Origin of the sequence: Microcoleus sp. K4-B3 (assembly GCF_036704615.1) — a bacterium.
Classification (GTDB): Bacteria; Cyanobacteriota; Cyanobacteriia; order Cyanobacteriales; family Microcoleaceae; genus Microcoleus.
This window is the reverse complement of sequence record NZ_JAUBSF010000002.1, coordinates 213420-233646: the sequence shown is the minus strand read 5'-3', so window position 1 is coordinate 233646 and position 20227 is coordinate 213420. Positions and strand designations below refer to the sequence as shown.

General features: G+C 47.3%; 13 protein-coding genes and 1 tRNA gene. 10 read left to right on the top strand and 4 right to left on the bottom strand.

Translation table 11 applies throughout. The features are described 5' to 3' along the window. Nucleotides 1-108: 108 nt before the first annotated feature. The 3 genes from QUA78_RS02450 (at nucleotide 109) to QUA78_RS02440 (ending at nucleotide 2520) form a co-directional block, all read left to right on the top strand. Nucleotides 109-1668 carry a DUF5906 domain-containing protein gene (locus QUA78_RS02450; protein WP_333300106.1) on the top strand — a complete coding sequence of 520 codons (1560 nt, stop codon included), beginning with the start codon at nucleotides 109-111 and terminating at the stop codon, nucleotides 1666-1668. A 247-nt stretch (nucleotides 1669-1915) separates the two neighbouring features. Further along, nucleotides 1916-2209 carry a hypothetical protein gene (locus tag QUA78_RS02445; protein ID WP_333300105.1) on the top strand — a complete coding sequence of 98 codons (294 nt, stop codon included), beginning with the start codon at nucleotides 1916-1918 and terminating at the stop codon, nucleotides 2207-2209. Between the two features lie 32 nt (nucleotides 2210-2241). Then, nucleotides 2242-2520: a flagellar alpha dynein gene (locus QUA78_RS02440; RefSeq protein ID WP_333300104.1), complete on the top strand. Its 279-nt coding sequence runs from the start codon at nucleotides 2242-2244 to the stop codon at nucleotides 2518-2520. 169 nt (nucleotides 2521-2689) lie between these two features. On the opposite strand, the gene QUA78_RS02435 is transcribed toward QUA78_RS02440, so the two are convergent. The 3 genes from QUA78_RS02435 to QUA78_RS02425 form a co-directional block, all read right to left on the bottom strand. Then, nucleotides 2690-2761, bottom strand: a tRNA-Gly gene (locus QUA78_RS02435). Between the two features lie 139 nt (nucleotides 2762-2900). Beyond that, complete coding sequence (locus QUA78_RS02430; RefSeq protein WP_333300103.1) at nucleotides 2901-6044, bottom strand: efflux RND transporter permease subunit; 3144 nt, start codon at nucleotides 6042-6044, stop codon at nucleotides 2901-2903. Nucleotides 6045-6302: 258 nt separating this feature from the next. Continuing rightward, complete coding sequence (locus QUA78_RS02425) at nucleotides 6303-8099, bottom strand: efflux RND transporter periplasmic adaptor subunit (RefSeq protein ID WP_333300102.1); 1797 nt, start codon at nucleotides 8097-8099, stop codon at nucleotides 6303-6305. A gap of 409 nt (nucleotides 8100-8508) precedes the next feature. On the opposite strand from QUA78_RS02425, the gene QUA78_RS02420 reads away from it, so the two are divergent. After that, a complete protein-coding gene (locus QUA78_RS02420) occupies nucleotides 8509-9642 on the top strand; it encodes an AI-2E family transporter (protein ID WP_333300101.1) in 1134 nt (377 codons plus the stop codon). Between the two features lie 162 nt (nucleotides 9643-9804). Next, nucleotides 9805-10872: an ABC transporter permease gene (locus QUA78_RS02415; protein WP_333300100.1), complete on the top strand. Its 1068-nt coding sequence runs from the start codon at nucleotides 9805-9807 to the stop codon at nucleotides 10870-10872. Between the two features lie 61 nt (nucleotides 10873-10933). On the opposite strand, the gene QUA78_RS02410 is transcribed toward QUA78_RS02415, so the two are convergent. After that, complete coding sequence (locus QUA78_RS02410; RefSeq protein ID WP_333300109.1) at nucleotides 10934-14341, bottom strand: PAS domain S-box protein; 3408 nt, start codon at nucleotides 14339-14341, stop codon at nucleotides 10934-10936. A gap of 631 nt (nucleotides 14342-14972) precedes the next feature. On the opposite strand from QUA78_RS02410, the gene QUA78_RS02405 reads away from it, so the two are divergent. The 5 genes from QUA78_RS02405 (at nucleotide 14973) to QUA78_RS02385 (ending at nucleotide 20193) form a co-directional block, all read left to right on the top strand. After that, nucleotides 14973-15317: a hypothetical protein gene (locus tag QUA78_RS02405; protein ID WP_333300099.1), complete on the top strand. Its 345-nt coding sequence runs from the start codon at nucleotides 14973-14975 to the stop codon at nucleotides 15315-15317. A gap of 208 nt (nucleotides 15318-15525) precedes the next feature. Next, nucleotides 15526-16551, top strand: coding sequence for an ABC transporter permease (locus tag QUA78_RS02400; protein ID WP_333300098.1), 1026 nt, complete (start codon nucleotides 15526-15528; stop codon nucleotides 16549-16551). Nucleotides 16552-16759: 208 nt separating this feature from the next. Then, a complete protein-coding gene (locus QUA78_RS02395; RefSeq protein WP_333300096.1) occupies nucleotides 16760-17473 on the top strand; it encodes a hypothetical protein in 714 nt (237 codons plus the stop codon). Nucleotides 17474-17997: 524 nt separating this feature from the next. Beyond that, complete coding sequence (locus QUA78_RS02390; protein ID WP_333300095.1) at nucleotides 17998-19041, top strand: hypothetical protein; 1044 nt, start codon at nucleotides 17998-18000, stop codon at nucleotides 19039-19041. A 378-nt stretch (nucleotides 19042-19419) separates the two neighbouring features. Further along, a complete protein-coding gene (locus tag QUA78_RS02385) occupies nucleotides 19420-20193 on the top strand; it encodes an ABC transporter permease (protein WP_333300108.1) in 774 nt (257 codons plus the stop codon). Nucleotides 20194-20227 lie beyond the last annotated feature (34 nt).

Here is a 20227-nt window from a genome sequence, read left to right as displayed (position 1 = left end):
AAAAGAACAATTGAAATGGTTGAGATTTGACCAAATAGAAGAGTTGAGAGCCGCGCTGCAAAAAGAGTTAAATAAGTTGACGTTGGAAGTTATTGCTTCTTTGACGGGATGGGAATTTATTTTAGAGGCTATATCTGTAGCAGAACTTTAGGAATTTGGTATTACAGCTTAGAAGCACACGATCCAAAAAATATTTATACCTATGTCGGATGTAAGTATGACCCCGACATCGACCCGACGTATTGCGATCGTCTTTTAGAATGTTTGGAGCCATCTCAGCGAGAAATTTTGCTTCGGACGGCTGCGGCCGCACTTGGTCTGAATATTGTGCGTTCAAAGCTGACGGGGCGAGGGGTAAAAGGACTAATCTGCTTTGGCGGCGGTGCTAATGGTAAAGACACTGTACGCGCCGTGCTCGCCGCTCTTTTGGGTGTTGGGATGACCGGGAAGTCTTTGTCTGATTTCCGAGCTTACGATACCGGGCGCAAGTTTACGCTGGCGGGGATAGAGGGAAGTATCTGTAACTGGGCTTCTGAAAACACGGGGAACATAGACCTCGATGGTATCCAGAGTCTTAAGCAGTTCATCACGGGCGACCCGATCGACATCGAACGCAAGGGCAAGGATAGTTATCCATACAAACCCGCTGCAATTTTCTTCGCTAATTGCAACAAGTTACCATCCATCACCGGAGGAACTGAGGCGATCGAGGGCCGCTATGGAATCCTGAATTTTGACAAGACTTATGTCAAAAATGCGATCGCTGCCGAGGGGCAATTAGAAGCTGACCCGCGCTTTAAAGATGATGAAAAGTTCATTCTTGAACAGCTTGCCCCGGCGATGCTTAACAAAATGTTGGAGCGGTGGCCACTGTTGCTGTCTGAGGGTATCGACTATAAGGCGACCAAGGAAGCCATGCAGAAGGCACAGGAGGAAAGTCGCCACCTCTGGCAGTTTGTTCGAGATGCTGGCATTGAGGTACAAGCTGGCGGCCGCATCTACATCAAAGATTTGTGGGAGCGCCTGCAAGAGTGGTACAAAGAAACGGGAACTCTGGAGATTGATTCCGGCGTGAACGATCGCAAAGACAAGTTAGTTTGGCATGATTTGCCCAACAAGTACGACACGCCCGTAAAGGCTATAAACCAAGTATTTGCAAGGTTTTCGGAGATATTCCCCAAGCTTCAAAAGATACGACATACCGAGGGTGGGAGCCTTGATCCACTTAAAGGACAATTCTATTTGTCTGGAATAGTGCTGAAAACTGCTTCACTTGCTTCACTTGCTGACAGTGACAGCGATACAGCTTCACTCACAGCTTCACTCGCTAAAACAAGTGAAGCAGTAAGTGAAGCTGAAATCCTTACAGGCAGACTGAGTGAACCAAGTGAAGCAATTTGCTCACCTTTTACGCAAGTATGTAATTTACTCTCCCAATTGAGTGACACCGACCGGAAAGAGCTAGCGAAGATGCTAACCCCGCCCAACACTACGCGACCCAAAAAAGGTTTGCGAGTTCGGTACATTGGATCGAAGCACGCTGAACAGTATGCAAGTCTAGAACTGGTTGTAGACACAATCAACCTGCACAACGAAATCACTTGCACTAAGCCAGATGGAAGATTTACCACTTGGCTCAGTCCCAGAGACTTAGAAGCGATCGACTAAAGACGACCTGCGGAAAATCTAGCCGCTGCCTGACAACTAACGGCTCAATCTCATCCCCCTTAACTGGGGGATTTTCATGTCTAGACACGCGCTAGACATATACTAGACAGATGACGCAAATTTCCTAGAGACGCTAGACATAATGCTAGACATAAACTAGACACAAACTAGATGCTAGACATAATGCTAGACATAGCTAGACATAGTGCGAGCACATAACTAGACAGCCACTAGACAATTACTAGACATGACAGACAGATGCCAGCTTAACTTGAGATTGGACGGCCGCCGAGACTTGCTCGAAACTATTAAAGATGTTGCAGCAGCAGAGGGTTTGAGCGTCAATGCTTGGGTAGTGCGAACTTTAGAGCAAGCGGCCAACCAGGCAATAGCAGCGCCACCAATCCAACCTCAAACACAACCGTCCGAAATTTCGGACATTGAACCAGTGCTAGACAAGCTGCTAGACAGTAAGCTAGACACACTGCTAGCGGCTAAACTCGCAGGGATTGAGGAACGGCTGGGAAAATTGAGTGCCTGAGTGACGGCAACGATGAATCACTCAGGCAGGAATTGAAAGCAGCCAACAAGCAACTTACAGAGTGGGATGCAGAACTCAATCAGTTGCACGAGCGAAACGGCGACTTGGGACTGAAGGTGCAGATGCTGGAGCAAGAGCTCAAGGAAGTGCGGCGCGATCAAGAGGAAATTAAAAACTCAGCTCCGACCGTCGCAGAATTTCCAGAGCCAGCCGACTTGCTCAACCAGTTAAAAGCGCGGCGTAAAAAGTCGAGGGCGGACTTGGCTGATATGGAAGCAGTGTTGGACGTATTGGCAGAGCTAGGCCCTTAATTGTCTCCAATCTTGTCTCCAAATTATCTCCAAACAGCCCTCAACAACCGTGTATTTGTCTCCAAAAACTCTGTGTTTGTCTCCAAAACATCCTGTACAACCACAGAGAACAAGCCCTAGAAACGCCAAAACCCTTGATTTCTCAAGGGTTTTAAATACTGTTCGCGCAAGCGGACGGTGGGACTCGAACCCACGACGTTCAGCATGGGAAGCTGACATTCTACCACTGAATTACGCCCGCGCTTAGTGTTTTTTACCTGCTTTCACCTTCTTTGATTTTTGAGGCGTCGCGGTAAAAAACGACTAGAAAAACATTGTACAACTATTTTCTGATTTTGAGTATAACATTTTGACGGTCAATTTTGGGCGGCAGCCGATCGCTATTTTCCAATTTTGACTCTACCATTTTGGCTTTCTATGTTGCCTTCGATCGCCCTTCCCCCCCTTTTCTTCCCCCGCATCAGATTAAAAATCCAGATTTGCAAACCGTCCATATAAGTAAAAACCACCGGAATCACCACCAGAGTCAGCAGCGTAGAAGTCATCAAACCGCCAATTACCGCCATCGCCATCGGGCTGCGAGTTTGCGAACCAGCGCCAATTCCCAGAGCAATTGGCACCATCCCAGCGATCATCGCGATCGTCGTCATCAAAATCGGCCGCAACCGCGCCACCCCCGAATCCAGCGTCGCCTCGTACATCGGCTTGCCTTCCTGCTGATTCATAATCGCGTAATCCACCAGCAAAATCGAATTTTTCGTTACAATTCCCATCAGCAAAACCACGCCAATCAAAGCGTACAGCCCGAGAGACTTTTGTCCCACCAGCAGTCCCAGCAGCGCGCCACCCAGAGACAAAGGCAAGGCGGCCATAATCGTCACCGGATGCAGGAAATTGGCAAACAGCAGCACCAACACAGCATAAATAAACAGTACCGCCGTTCCCAGAGCCCCCGCAAAACCGCTGAACACATCCTGCATCACCTTCGCATCACCCGAAGATTCCTGTTCGACGCCCGGGGGTAGAGGATTCATTGCAGGCAATTTCTTCACCGCCACGGAAGCTTCTCCCAAAGTCGTACCCTGCAACAAATTCCCCTCTACAGATACTTGACGGGCTCTGTCGTAGCGATCGATCTGAGAAGGCCCGCTGCCCAAAGCAATATCCGCCACTGCCCTCAACGGCACCAAAGTATTATTTTTCGCCGGTACTTGCAGATTCTTAATCGTTTCGATATCGCTGCGAAACTGCGGAGCCAACATTACATGAATCGGAATTTGTCTGTCCGCCAAATCAAATTTAGCAAGATTTGAGTCAATATCTCCAATCGTTGCCAGAGATGCAGTTCGAGCAATTTGCTGCACCGATACACCCTGATCCGCCGCCCGATTCGGGTCAGGTTTAACCAAAATTTCTGGCTTCACCAAACTCGCGCTAGATTGCACCTCAATCAGTCCCGGAACTTGCCTCATTTGTTGCGTGAGACTTTCAGCAGTTTTAGTTAAAGCTTCGGCATTTTCGCTTTTTAGGACGATCGACATTTGCTTCCTACCGCCGACACGCCCTTGAGAAAAACTCAGCCGCACTCCGGGAACATCGCGAAGTTTCGGCCGCATTTCCTCTTCAAATCGCTGTTGTCCGATCCGCTTATCGGCGGGTTTCAATTTCACGTAAAGACTCGCTGTATTCACCCCGCTAGCGCGCCCGCCGCCGCCTCCCGCGCCCCCGGAAACTGTCGGAGCACCCTCAGTCTCCAAAACGCTATCTACGGCTGGATGAGCGAGCAATAATTGAGTTGCTTGCTGCACTGCTGAATCTGTCTGCTGCAAAGTAGAACCCGGAGGCAATTCAATAGAGACAGTCGAAAGTCCGGTATCATCGCGATCGATAAACCCCGTAGGAATGTAAGGTATTAATTGAACGCTGCCGAAAAACAAAGCTACACCTAAAATTAGGACGATCGCCCGATGTTTCAGCGCCCAAGTCAAAAGCCTGCGGTACTGATAAGAAAGTTGGTCTTTTTTGAGTTCCTGATGGTGTCCTTTATCCTTAAACAAATAAGCCGCCATCATCGGAGTAACGGTTCGGGCTACTAACAGCGAAAATAAAACCGACGCCGAAACCGTCACCCCAAAAGGCCGAAAAAACTGACCGGGAATTCCCGGCATAAAAGCCACCGGTGCAAATACCGCAACAATCGTCATCGTAGTAGCAACAACAGCCAAACCAATTTCAGCCGAAGCATCCAAAGAAGCTTGATAGGGAGTTTTTCCCATCCCGACGTGCCGTTCGATATTCTCAATTTCGACGATCGCATCATCTACTAATATTCCCACCACCAGCGACAGCGCCAACAAAGTCATACTGTTGAGGGTGTAGCCCAAAAGCCGGAGCACAGCAAAAGTAGGAATTGCCGACAGCGGTAAGGCAACAGAAGCAATTAAAGTTGCGCGCCAATCCCGCAAAAAGATTAAAATAGTTATTATCGCTAAAGCCGCCCCCAAAATTAAAGCATCCAAAGAAGCTTCATAAGAATCTCGGATGTGGTCTGCTAAAGTATAAATAAGTTCCAGCTTGACATCAGGCGGCAAAGTTTTTTCCAGTTTCTTAACAGTTTCCCGCACCGATTCTTCTACAATAACGAGAGTGCTGCCGGTACTGCGGAGGATGGAAAAAGCCACTACAGGTTTGTTGTTGAGCCGTGCCGCCTGACGCGCTTCTGCATAGCCTTCATCAACTTTACCCAAAGTGGAAAGCGGCACAAAACCGCCTTTAGGCAAGGTAATTTGATAAGCTTTCAACTGTTCGATTGTTTTGGCACTGCCGAGGGTACGGACTGTTTGCTCGGAATTGCCGATTTCAGTTCTACCGCCCGGTAAATTGATGTTAAAATTGCGAATTTGGTCGTTAACTTGGGTTGCTGTAATGCCGAGACTTTGCAGTTGTTCGGGGTTTAAATCGACTCGAATATCCCTGTCTCTGCCTCCAATTCGCTGCACTTGAGCGACACCTTTGACGGAGAGGAGGACGCGGCTGATGTTTTGGTCGATTAATTCGCTTAACTGTTCTACGGTTTGGCGATCGGAAACAACGGCGTAAGACATAATAGAACTGCCGGCAAATTCGACTCGCTTGACAACGGGGTCGTTAATGTCTTGGGGCAAGCTTTGGCGGATTTGGGCGATCGCATTGCGGACATCATTCGTAGCGCGATCGCTATTTGTTCCTAATAAAAAGTTGACTGTTGTATTAGAAGAACCATCATTAACTGTAGAGATAATGTGGTCAATATTGCCCAAACCCGCCACAGCATCTTCTACTTTTTTCGTGACTTGAGATTCAAGTTCTGCTGGATCTGCCCCCGGTTGGCTGACAGATATCGAAACAGAAGGAACATCAATATTAGGCGAATCATCAATGCCTAAAAGGGGAAATGATAGTAAACCCCCTATTGTCAGAACTAAGAATAAAACAATCGTGGGTACTGGCTGTTTGATCGACCAAGCCGAAATGTTGAAAGACATAATGGGGAATGGGGAATGGGGAATGGGGCATTGGGCATTGGTAATACAGTTCCTGCTTTCTCTCTTCTTTATTCTCTTCTTTATTCTCTTCCTTTGCGTCCTTCGCGTCTTCGCGGTTCGTTTAAAAAAAGTAATACTGTAGGGTGCGAAGTCCGCACCTTACACTTACACTGAATAATGACTACTGACTACTGACTACTGACTACTGACTACTGACTACTGACTACTGACTACTGACTACTGACTAATAACTAATAACTATTTAACAACCTTAACCCGATCGCCATCCTTCAGATAACCAGCCCCAGCAATAACTACCCGATCGCCCGCCTTCAAACCCTTTTTAACCTCCACCTTAGCAGCAGTCAAATCGCCTGCAGAACCCCCGGAAATTTCTCCAACTTCCACTGGTTGAGCCTGTACCTTGTCCTCGCCGACAAGTTTGTAAACAATAGAACTGCCGTCAGATTGCGGCAAAATAGCTTTAGCGGGAACTTTCAAACCTTGAGCCGTTGCCGTCGAAAGGGATGCGCGCAAAAACATTCCCGATCGCAAAAACGCGCTTGCCGGCAAATCAATCTTCACCGTAGCTTGCCGATTTTGCGGGTCAACAAGCGGCGAAATATCTCGCACAGTTCCTGACAACTTAATCCGCTTGTCAGAGTCAGAAGTAATCTGCACCGCTGTTCCCGGCCGCACTTGCGCAACCTGAGTTTCCGGCACTTTCAATTGTAGTTCCAGCTTGTTTCCCCGAATAATTGAAAAGAGTTTTTGACTGCCCGAAGAAACATCGCCAACTCGACCAATTCTTTCAGCCACAGTGCCGCTATCCGGTGCTCGCACTATAGTTTGTTCGAGTTGAGTTTGTAACTGTTGGACTCGCGCATCATTGCTGCGGACACTTGCTGCGTTATTTCCGACATTTGCTCTCGCACTGCTGACACTCGCTCCGGCCGTATTCACTTTAGCACGAGCGCTGCTGAGGGCCGCTCTAGCCGTACTGATATTAGCTTCAGCAGTAGCTACTTTAGCAATAGCCGATCGCACTTCTTCCGCTGCTTTATTCTGTTCTTCCAAAGCTGTATTCAAGTCAGCTTTAGTTTTGTTCAAGTCTTGAACGGCCGTGTCTCGCTCCGTCTTGCGCTTTTCTAAATCTTGCTGACTAATTACTCCCTGAGTAGCCAAATTTTGACTGCGATTTACTTCTCTTTGAGCTTGAGCTAATTTAGCCTGGGCGGAAGCAATTCCCGCTCTAGCTTGAGTGACACCGGCTTTAGCTTGCTCCACACCGGCCCTGGCCTGGCCGACGCCTGTTTGGGCTTGCGCTGCGTCAGCGATGGCTTTTTCAACGCCAGCTTGAGCTTGAGCGACGCCGGCTTGGGCTTCTTGTTGGGCTGACTGAGCTTGCTGCACCTGAGCTTCGGCTTGTTCTACCGTAGAATTAGCCGATTGTACTCCAGCAAGCGCTTCGGCAATTTGCGATCGCAGCACCGAATCGTCCAAAACCGCCATCGTCTGACCTTTTTCTACCGCATCTCCCTCCGCCACCAACACCTGCTTGATTTGCAAACCGTTAGCCTGCGGCAGCACCGGCAGCAAGTCGTAGGCCACCACGGTGCCCGTCGCTTCCAGAGTTTCACCCACCTCGGCAGATTCCACAGGCGCCACTGTCACAGTCTGAGCCGTAGCCTGCTGATTTGCCGGTGGAATTGGAACTGCGGGACGCGCGCTCTGCTTGCCCCCACCAGTCAACTGTACTGCTAGCAGCGTTGCAGCCACGCCAATGCCTGCGCCCGCCAACATGGTATGCCACCTGAGTCCTTTGCTGGGCGAGGCTTCTGGCTCTTCTGGTTCCAAAACTTCAGATTCTTCCCCCTCCCTTTCTGGAGGTTCTAGGGCAACTTCTCGTTCATCTTCCTCAGGAGAAAATTGCCAGCGAGAGCGGTCTGAGAGTCCACTTTCAGGTATGTCCACTGCTGAGTTGTTGTCGCGTCCGCTCTGCACGGGGGGAAGGGGTTTCTTTTCTTCCGCTTCTGAAAAAACTTGATTGGTCACGGTAATTCCTCTCGCCGCTATTAGCCTGTGGTTTTTTTATTGTAAAGAAAAATTGCGGTTTTTATATCTGATTCATTTTAACGAAGGGCCTGAGCAGTTGCGCGTCCTCCTTTTGGGTGAGTGTAGGGCCATTTCACCTTACAATGGCGAATTGAGCCTTTGTACGATCGACATTTAATTCGATCGGGCTCCCGGGCATACTGAATATTAGGGTGATTTTGCAGCGTGGGGTCGATCGGACTCGCATTGTCTATCCCCGAGCGGTTTTGCCGTCACCTAACCGATCGATGCTGAGAAAAGTCAGTCTAATCTTGAACTGATTATTCCTAATCTATACTCTCATGTGTTTATTGTATAATACGGCACATCTGCTGAAAAAGTTGTGCCACTTTATTTAAAAAAAATCAAAATGAATAGTCTCTTTTCTCCCCTCCAACAGTTTCTAATTACTTGGCTGCTAGTGCTAGTGACGGGATGGTTTACCCTGACTGCTGTCAGTTATGTTGGGGAACTGGTCAGCATTTTAGTAACAGCGGGACTCATTGCATTTTTATTAAATTATGCAGTAAAAAGACTGCAAGTATTTTTGCCCCGGGGAGTAGCTGCGGGGCTGGTTTATTTAACTGCGGGTGTGATAGTAGTAGTAATCGGTTTAACTATTGTGCCGCCGGTGTTCAGCCAAGCGAGGCAGTTGGGGGTGAGGTTCCCGGAATTGCTGGAGTCAGGGCGGCTGCAGCTAGGTGAATTTCAAGCCTGGAGTGCCGATCGCAATTTGCCGTTTGACGTGCAAATATTGGAGCAGCAACTGTCAGCTAGAGTCCAGGGAGAAGTCCAGGCGATCGCCGGTACGGGTTTAGGCTTAGTTGTAGGTACTGTTAACTGGTTTTTGGACTTAATTTTTATTGTGGTGATTTCCTTTTATATGCTCCTAGACGGGAAAAGAGTGTGGCAGGGTTTGACCAGCATTTTTTCGCCAGAAATTCGCTATGTTTTAACAGAGACTTTGGAGCGAAACCTCCAGCGATTTGTATCGGGACAGTTATTGCTGGGACTATTTATGGCTATCTCGCTAAGTCTGGCTTTTTGGTGGCTGCAAGTTCCGTTTTTTCTGTTGTTTGCCGTCTTTATAGGATTGACGGAAATAATTCCGTTTATCGGAGCGACGCTGGGAATTGGCACTGTTAGTATAATTGTAGCGTTTATTGATTGGTGGCTGGCGCTGCAAGTCTTGGTAGTGGCGATCGGTCTCCAGCAAATCAAGGATAATTTAGTAGCGCCCCGAATCATGGGCAATCTCACCGGATTGAGCCCGGTAATTATTTTCACAGCTTTGCTGTTAGGAGGTAGAGTGGGAGGGTTGTTAGGAGTTATCTTGGCAATTCCGCTCACAGGGGTAGTAAAAAGTATAGTAGAAATTGTACTCAATCCCAAATTGCCACCGCAAACAGGCTCGTTTTTCTACAATCCTTTTAGCGGCGAGGAATTGGGTAAAATATCCGAAGATGAAAGTAGAATAATTTTGGTTTCAGATGAACAAAAATAGTCTAATTTTTGTAGAAAGTAATTCAGTCATGAAAACTTGTCTAAGTCAGAAATTAACTTTTGGCTGCTGAGTCCATTAAGAAAAGGCTAAAGTCTTTACTAAGAACTTTAAGCACTTTAGTCTTTATTACTAACCCACATAAAATCTCAAACCTAGAAACTTATGAATTGGTGGCAAAATCTTAGAAAAAATCCTCTAGCTCGGTTGGGAGCAGTGCTGCTGTTAATTTTTTATACAGTCGCACTTTTTGCCGAATTTGTGGCACCTTACGACCCCTACGACTCTCAATTAAACGGTTCATTGCTGCCGCCGACCCAGATTTATTTAAGCACCAAAGACGGGCGATTTATCGGACCCCACGTTTATCCGACTACTCAAGGCCCGGTGGATGCGAATACGGGCGATCGCGAGGTAATTGTAGACTGGCAAAAACCCTCTGCTTTAGGTTTGTTTGTCAAAGGTTCTCCCTATAAGTTTTTAGGAGTTTTGCCATTAGACAGGCACTTGTTTGGTACTACAGGAGAAGGCCAAATTAACATTTTAGGAACGGACGAACAAGCTCGCGATCAATTCAGTCGCTTAGTACAGGGCAGCAGAATTAGCCTCTGCATCGGTTTAGTAGGAATAGCAATTTCTTTTCCCTTGGGATTGTTAATCGGAGGAATATCCGGTTATTTCGGCAGTTGGATTGACAGTATTTTAATGCGCTTCGCCGAAGTATTGATGACGATTCCCGGTCTTTATTTATTAGTAGCGCTAGCAGCAGTGCTGCCCCCGGGATTGACAAGCGCTCAGCGATTTATATTGATTGTGCTGATTACTTCATTTATTAGTTGGGCGAGTTTAGCGCGCGTAATTCGCGGTCAGGTACTGTCAATTAAACAGCTAGAATTCGTGCAAGCGGCGCGGGCAATGGGCGCTAATCCAATTTATATTATTGTCCGCCACGTGTTGCCACAAACGGCAACTTACGTAATTATTTCTGCCACTTTGTCCGTTCCTGGTTTTATTGTGGCGGAGTCGGTTTTGAGTTTAATTGGGTTGGGAATTCAACAGCCAGATCCTTCTTGGGGAAATTTGCTATCCCTGTCTACTAATGCTTCAATTTTAGTGTTGCAGCCTTGGTTGGTTTGGCCCCCGGCGATACTGATTATTTTGACTGTTTTGGCGTTTAATTTATTGGGGGATGGGTTGCGCGATGCTCTCGATCCGAGAAGCATTCAAAGGTAATTTGGAGTTAGTAATTTCTCGTTCCCAGGCACAGCCTGGGAACGAGTTACGCACCCTACTTTTAATTGTTAACAGGTAAGCGGATCGTAAAAGTAGAACCAACACCCTCCTGACTTTTTACTGAAATATTTCCGCCCATCATGAGGCAAAAACGCTGGCTGATTGCTAGTCCCAAACCGGTGCCGCCGTACTTGCGCGTGGTAGAAGCGTCTGCTTGGGTAAAGGGTTGGAAAATATGCTGCAACTGCTCTGGATTCATCCCAATTCCTGTATCGGTACAATTAATAACTAAAAATTCTTTACTAGCAATTGAGGATTGAGAATTCGCCACAGATTCAGAAGTGTTTTCTGGTCTTGGTTCGCTGCTGTGACCCGCGATTTTTTCTCGGGTGGCGGTGAGGGTAATTGTACCGTTTTGAGTGAATTTGGCGGCATTGCTCAGCAAATTTAATAAAATCTGCTGCACTTTGGTAATGTCACCGTGCATAGTGCCGATATTCGTAATTTGGTGCAAGTTTAGAGTGTTGCCGTTTTTATCAATTAGCGGCGCGGCGGTAGATGCGACTTCTTCAATCAAGGCGGCGATGTCGAAGGTTTCTAAGTAAAGATCCATGCGACCGGCTTCGATTTTAGAAATGTCGAGAATGTCGTTAATTAGCGATAGCAAGTGTCTGCCGGAAGTGCGGATTTTGTCTAAATCAGGGATGAGTTCATCGTAGCCCAACTCTTCGGTTTCTTCTTGTAGCATTTCGCTGTAGCCGATGATGGCATTCAGAGGTGTTCGCAGTTCGTGGCTCATGTTTGCCAAAAATGCGCTTTTTGCGGTGGAAGCTGCTTCGGCTGCTTCTAGGGCCAGTTGCAAGGCGGATTCAAAGACTTTGCGATCGCTAATATCCTCGACGCTGCCTTCATAGTAAAGTACCTCGCCGTCGGCGTCGCACACTGCACGCGCGCTTTCGGAAATCCAAATTACGCTGCCGTCAACGCGGTAAACTTCTGACTCAAACCCCGAAATTTCTCCGAATTCTTCCATCACCCGCATAAACTTTTCGCGCTGCTGAGGATTGACGTAAGCTTGCTGTCTGATGTTTGTGAGATTTGATGTCAATTCTTCGGGAGTGGCGTAGCCGTAGATGCGGGCTAAAGCTGGATTTACACTCAAGAAGTGGCCTTCGGGGGTTCTTTGAAAAATGCCTTCGACGGCATTTTCAAAGATGCTGCGGTATTTTTGTTCTGCTTGACGCAGAGCGATTTGTGTGCGCTCGCGCTCGCTCGCTTCTATGGCTAGGGACACTAAATCTGCGAGGGAAGCTGCAAAATTTTGTTCTTCTAATGTCCAGTTGCGAGCAGTTCCCACTTGTTCGATACAGATAACTCCGACTGTTTGTCCTCCCAGCCGCACCGGCGCATCTAAGGTTGATGTAGTACCCATTTGTGCAAAGTAAGATTCCACAAATTCTCTGGTTCTCACATCTGAGAGAGCGTCATCGGCTGCGATCGTCCGGTCTTCTTCCAAAGCTTGAAAATAAGCTGGATAGTCTGCTGCTGCGATTTCAGTACCTTGGGAATGCTGGTGGTTGCTGCGCCTAAATTGGTCGAGACATTGCAGTTTCGATCGGCTTTCGTCGTACAACCACGCTCCGGCTCCTTCTGTATCTAGGGTATGAGCAGCCGCTTCGGTGATTTGCCTCAAAGCTACTTGCAAATCGCCTCGATACAGCGCTTTATTTCTTGCCAATTCTACCAAAACTGTATTTTGTTTGAGCAATTGTTTTTGCCTTTGGCGTCGCAGGGATTCGGCTCGCTTCTGTTCGGTAATATCGCGAGCCACCCAAATTACGGATTCTTCTGAAAGCGGCGAAATGCTGGCTGCAAAACAAACTTGGCGGTCGTTAATGGTTAAATCGTACTCGATGCTGACAGTTTGCTGAGTATCTAAAGCTGCTCGGATGTGGTTGATAAAATTGTCTGCTGTAGCTTGCGGAAACATCTCTCTGACTGTTTTGCCCATTAATTCTTCGGCTGGTTTGTACAGCAGGGATAGATTGGTGGGCGCGATTTTTAAATAGCGGCCGGTGGCGTCCACAACTATAATTAATTCGCTCATGGCTGCAAACAAAGCCCGCAATTCTGCTTCGGCGGCTTCGAGTTCTGCCGTCCGCTCTGCTACTCGCTGTTCTAAACTAGAGTTGGTTTGTTCTAGGGCAACAAAAGACGATCGCAATTGTCTGGCCATTTGATTGAAAGACTGAGCTAGAAGGCCGAGTTCTTTGACGCCTTGGACTTCGACTTCGCCGTTTAATTCTGCGGAGGTGAAGTCGGATGACTCAGACATTTTTCTTAAAGCTTTGGAAGCTTCCAGCAATCGGGTAATCGGTTTGACAACCCAGCGAGTAGTAAAAATTCCGAGTCCGATCGCCAGTATGAAGGCAAAAAAGCACAATAAGATAGTTATGCGAGTGTTGGCGTTAATTTGCTCCATAAAGTCTGCTTCCGGGATTGCCACTACAATCAGCCAATCGAGACCGCGGCCGTCTTGCAGGGGAGCAACGGTAATGAATTGACGTTTGCCGTCTATATCGAAGGTAAACTGTCCTGGGTTGTCAATTTGTTCAAAACTGCCAAATCGTTTTTGCAAGTATGTGGAGGCCGATCGCATTAGCAAATTTTTGCTCTGTGTCGCCAACAGCCGTTTTTGTCCGTCTTGCCCAGTGACAAAGGGCAGTTCGTCTGTGGAACTGGCGACTATTTCGCCACTGCGTTCGATCGCGAAAACTTGTCCCGACGGGCTAATTTTGATGCTTTTGAGAAAATCGCTGATTTGAGAAAGAGTCAGGTCAATTGCCAATACCCCCCGCAGGTTTCCTGTTTCATTGTAAATAGGCATCACCGGCGTAATGCCGAGCACTGGCGGTGCTGCGAAAACGTAGATTGGAGACCAAGAGGCTTTTCCTGACTGTTTGGCAGCTTTATACCACGGTCTAGTACGGGGGTCATAGGCGGCGGTTTTGATGAGATCAGTGCGATTTCCCTGGCTGTCCAGGCGATAAATTTGGCGGTTTGGAGCGGTCGATTCGTCTCTGATGTATACTAAGTTTTCTGCTTCTCGCTTGAGCAAGAGGAATTTGCCCTGTTCGTCGCCGTAGTAGATGGTTGTAGTTCGATCGCTCAGCTTGGTCTGGTTCCACAAATAGCGCTCTAAGTTGGGGAAATCTTCCGGATCTAAGTTTCCAGAGGCGATCGCAGCAGTATTCATTTGCAGGAATAAATGAGACACATCCCCAAAACTGCGGAAATTTTCTTTCGTCCTCGCTGCAACTTCCAAGCTTAACCTAGCAGCAAGGTCATTGACAGCTTTCTGGCCGTTGCGAAACGACAGCCATCCAGTCACGCCGACTGCTACGGAGATTTGCACCACCAGCGGTATCAACAAAACTAGGCTCAGTGACATCTTGGGCGAGCTTTTCATCAGACAACTGCTCAGATTTTTCAATAACATCAATATTCTGACACCTACCGAGTTTACGTATCGTTTGTCGTTTAAAAGATGCCCTTGATATAAGTTACAAAGTTGTACAGCAAGAGTGAAGTGCGGTGACCAACCTCTCAAAACTTGGCTGAGGTTTCCACCGCTACTGTAAAAACTTGTAATATTAATGATGCCACTACTTGCCTGAATGTGGCGATCGCTCTGAGGGATCGCGGTCAAAACGTCACACCCGGTTAGAAAAAATGTAACTGTATGCCCGCGATCCCAACCCTGGTTGTCATCACTCATTCCCAATTATTCAATTCTTTAATCTAAAATTTAAAATCTCAAACCTAAAACGGTATCACTTCCTCCGGGTGCAGATGCTCCACCTTACCCCTGCTTAATAAAAATCTGATTTTAATTTTTCTACAGTGTTACAACAAATGTAAATTAGGTGACAATCCCTTGTTGGAAAATTTGCTATTAATAAGATAAGCGGCAAAAATCCCGATCGATCTCAAAGATAGTAATTGAAGCATCAGCAGTTCATCGAGGGCAGCAAAGTAAAGCGTTTTTGGCTTGTTTGGACGATCGACCTTTTGGCAAAATAATACTTCTGGAGGATGACATGAACTATACATTTGAAATCCTGGGCGTATCTCCAACTTTAACATTTTTTAACCAGCAGCAGGAATTGCTGCAACAACAGCAGCAGTCGGGTGTAGAATACTTGGCAAACCGGAAGTGTACTCTCGATGCGTTTGTGGCATCCGTGGAGACAGTTTCTCCTAACCGCGGCTGGGATGTCGATCGAGTTGTAGACACCGTGATTAGTTTCTGGATGAACAACTCCGATAGCATCCAGTATTGGAGACACAGGCTGCAGGATGCCGGCAGCGAAAACTTGTTAGTAGCCAGAGTAGGCGATATCAAGTCTTTGCAAGCTGCATTTGAATCGCTGCTAGGGGAATAAGAAAATCGGGAATTGCGAAAAAGTCGATCGACTTTTTCGCAAAAATAAACTCAACTGTCTATTCGCAATTCCCAATTCCCCTGATTCGCGGCACGGAAGTCGCAGATATAAAATATCTGTTTCTTCCAGCTTCTACCTTCCATCTGCCTGATGCCTTCAACATCGGGCTAATGACTAATGACTTCGCAATTGGCAATTCCCAAATATTATGTCTCGTTCCAAAGCCCTGCAATCTTATATTTTTGTCCGCTTGCTCCTCGCACCGCTAATGTTGTGGACAATCACCACAGCAGTATTTTTATTGTTGCGGGCCACTCCGGGCGACCCCATAGACGCCATTCTCGGCTCGCGAGCTCCTGCAGCCGCCAAAGAAGCAATGCGAACTCAACTCGGCCTCGACGCACCCCTGTGGCAGCAATATCTCAAATACATGAAAGACTTGTTGAGCTTCGACTTGGGAACCTCCATCACCACTCGCGGACAAACCGTGTGGCAAATTATCGGAGATTATTTCCCCGCTACAGTGGAATTAGCAGTTTGTAGCATGGCCATAGCTTTAATTGTCGGCATCAGTATCGGTTCCCTGGCAGCATCCCGCCCCAACACTATTTTCGATGCTGCAGGCCGTTTGTTTGGCATTATCACTTACTCGCTGCCCGCTTTTTGGGCCGGCATGGTTTTGCAGTTGATTTTCGCGGTGCAGTTGGGCTGGTTCCCCTTGGGAACTCGCTTTCCCGTCACATTCCCCGCCCCCGAAGGGTACACAGGACTATACACGATTGACAGTCTCCTGAGCGCTAACCCCGGTCAGTTTCTCACATCTTTGCATTATTTGGCACTTCCGAGTTTGACGTTGGGCATTCTTTTGAGCGGCATTTTCGAGCGCATTGTCAGGGTGAATCTCAAGCAAACTTTGCAAGCAGATTATGTCGAAGCAGCTAGAGCTCGCGGAATTCCTGAATTGCAGATTTTATGGGCTCACGCTCTGAAAAATGCGCTAATTCCGGTGATTACTGTCTTAGGATTGACTTTTGCTGCACTGTTGGGCGGTGCTATTTTAACAGAGGTTACTTTTTCTTGGCCGGGGTTGGCAAATCGCCTTTACGAAGCGATTAGCTTGCGGGATTATCCAACTGTTCAAGGTATTGTGGTGTTTTTTGCGGCAATTGTCGTAATTGCCAGCATTGTAATTGATATTTTGAATGCTTACGTTGACCCGCGAATTCGGTACTAAAAATATCAAGGAAGAAGGGCAACGGATGCGTGACTGTAGCAATATCGGCTTTTTCTACCTGTACTTTCTGTCTGCGCGAGATGTTTCAGCCAGCGGTGGCCTTGTAGAAGCAGTTGTCAAAAACATCGATCGGCTTTTAGAGTGACGACACTGGGCAATTTATGGGCAATACTGGAGAAAATAAAATTATACATTTGAGGAAACGCTGATGAGATTATTGCGAACAATCGCCGCTCTATCGGCGGCCTTGACCCCACTGATGGCTGAAGCTGCCTTTAGCCGTCCCATGCCGGGAACAGCCGATTTTCCCAGAGCCTCAAACCCCCAAGTAAATGTGCCGGTTTGCTTCATCGAAACTCCAGGCGGCACAACTTTTGATTTAGTCAGCTTGTGCGGCAGCAACGCTGCTCCCCAAAACACTGCTCCGGTTGCGGGCAACCCCGCCAATGCTCCTGCAAATAACCCCAATGGGGGCACTCCGCCTGCTCCCCCGAACCCCAACGCCATCACCCGAGATGCTGCCGGCACGCCGATAACTACTCCTGCAGGCACGGCAAATCCCAACAATCCCAACAATGCCAATCCGGGAACTTCGCCCGCAGGTACTCCCAATAATGCCAATCCGGGAACTTCACCGAGTAGCAATCCCAATAATCTCAATCCGGGAAGTTCGCCCTATACCACTCCCAATAATGCCAATCCGGGAACTTCGCCGAGTACCAATCCGAATAATCTCAATCCGGGAAGTTCACCGAGTACCGGTCCCAATAACAGTGCGTCTCCCACGGGTGGAACTGCTGGCGACAGCAACAGCGATTTAGTTCCCAATCCCAATCTCAATCTTCCGAGAGTGCCGCCGAGTTCCTTTAGCCCCGGAGGTGTGGCACCGACTAGAGATGCGATTGATGGCCCCCGCCAGTAATAGGCGAAGTGTCAGAACTTTCATCACAGAAACCGGGTTTCTCGGAAACGTTCTCTTTTTCAGGGATATTTCACTCGCGAGAAAGCCGGAATATTTATTTGCCTGCTTAATATTGCTCTCAGGTGCGATCGGCATATTTTGTAGCAGAGTAGCCAAATAAAAGTTAAGCTAAGAACTTGTAGACGCTATCAGCCAAGCACTCTTTTAAAACTGGACAACCAGGTAGAAGCAGTGATAGATAGCTAGCTTTAATCCGTAACAGGATTAGTTATCAGCACAGGTTAAAATTATTACCAGGCGGGTGCTCGCCAGCTCCAAGTTCTCAAGCTAAACCATTAAACAGGCATATTTTTGTTAAGCCAGTGTGGTTGATAAAGTACCGACTGATAACATTAGCGAGACAAAATTAACCCGATTATTCGGAGGCTCTTCATGAGCAAAATATTTGTTTTAAATTTCAACAAAATTGCTCTAGACCCGATCCTCTCCGAGGGCTTCGCTAACGCACTTGAGGAGGACATCTAGTGTCAAACTTAGTTCAACGCTTAGAAATAACCGCTCATCCGCAACTGGAAAAATCCCTCGGCTATCGAGGAGATAGTCGCTGGGTAGCTTGGCGCTGGGAACCCGACATCGACCAACTTATTTCCAGCGACGGCAAAACAGTCGGCACTGGCAATAATATGGCTTGGCTGGTGTTTTTGCAGCACGATTTAGTCGATCCTGCGGTACAAGAGTACAACCTCGGCGAGGGCGATCGCTACTGGCTGCTTTTAGACAGGGAAACTAGAAATCTCTACGTCGGCGAAGGGAAAACTGTTCAAAGTCTGCTCGAACAGCCGGAAAGTTTAGGTTTATTGGCCTGTCTCGATGGCGGCAATGCCGATCGACAAACTGGTGAAACTTGGCAGCAAACCTTATCTCAACTAACAGCAACACCAGTTGTTCGCCACCTGACAAATGCCCTTCCTTTCGGTATCGCCGCCGCTTTGATAGGTGCTTTAGGCATCGCAACCGGATTGTGGGTAGTGCCGGCGGTGCAGCAGAAACTAGCCGAAAAAACAGCTTTTATTTCCCCAATTAGTTCTGGCGCCAACTGCGGGCTGGGCGGTTCCGACGATTTTTCAGCTTATATCGGTTCCTCAAGCGGAAATAAAGAACTTCATTTAATAGGCGTTTACGAAGCTAATGCGGATCACGGGGACCGAAATTTATCTAAAAGAGCGATCGAAGTCAAAGTAGAACGCCGAAACAAGCCAATAATTCTCGCACTTTCAGCCTACGAACCGGTGCAATGGAACATTACCGCAGAACCGGGCGCAGTTATCGAAAAAATCATCGTTAACGGATACCACAACCAAACTGTTTCAGGAGTTTCTGGAATTCCAATTGAAGAGCACAGCTACGAAGAAACCGGAGACTCTCTCGGCGACTTTATCTACAAGTGGGGTGCTACCGCTGAAAGTAGCAATACTTCTTCCCTCGTGACTAAATTGGAACAGGGAAACCGCACCAGTTTAACTTCTTTTCAAGGATGCTACAGAGGTACGAATTTTGCGATTAAGTAAGAATTATTGATTATTTTGGGGTAGGGAAACGGCATTGCCGTCTCCTCAATAGCGGTGTTGTCGATGGTTATATCAAGAGAGTAATTTCATCATCCGATCCGGTTGATTTTACCCATTAGCGGAAATCCGGAAAAGGCACTGTTGTTTCCTACAATTAATCGGGCTATGGTTACATCCTCGGTAGGGCGATTATTTTGGGGTATGGAAACGGCAGTGCCGTTTCCTCCTTTGCCTGATTCTGTTTTTCACCAATCCGTTAATGTTAATTCAATGGTGTACATTTTCAACAGTTATTTGACAAGCTTATGTCATGACTGTATCATAAAATATTAACTTTAATTTTTGAGTTCAGACAATAACAATGCTAACAAACTTAAGATGAAATACTGGTACGAAACCCTCGCTGTAGCGCAGCGAATTTTAATAGAATTGGGAAGGCGAAGACGCAGTTTAATTTTTTGGGCTATCTTTCCAATTTCTATCTTGATTATTAACGCTTTAATTTTAGCAGAACGCGCGCAATTGACAACAGCAAAAGCTTTTGAAACAGCCGCCCCTGCAAGCTTAGTAGGAGCAGCTTTATTTTTTAGCTGTCTCGGTGGGAGTGTCGCAACAGTCGTAGCAGAGCGAGAACAGCATACCCTAAAACGCTTGTTTATTTCCCCGCTGAGCGGCACTTCCTACTTTTTAGGAATTTTCCTGGCTCACAGTTGCATCGGCATCGGTCAGGTAATTTTAGTATACACGATCGCCTCTTTTTTGGGAGCACAATTTCAAGGCTCTATCCTGTTAGGATGTGCGATTATTCTGCTCAGTATTGTATCTTATGTAGGTGTAGGCTTTATTCTCGGCACCCAGTTTGCGAGGCGCACTGAAGATGTCAACTCGCTAGTAGCGGCTTTCGGCGTTCCTTTGTTGATTTTAGGAGGCGCATTTTTGCCGACTTCCCTGTTTCCCAAAAGTCTGCTGGAACTCGCCCAGTACAATCCAATTTATCACATGAACGAAGCGCTGATGGGCGTGTGGGCTGACGGCAAAGATTTGGCTGATATTGCAGAACACTTTTGGTATTTATTCATATTTTCTATTGCCATGATTGCAGGTGGATGGCTTTCTTACCGCAGAATGCTGAGAGTAGAAAGAAGACTTTAAAACTATCTCACTATGTCGTAATTTTCATCTCTCT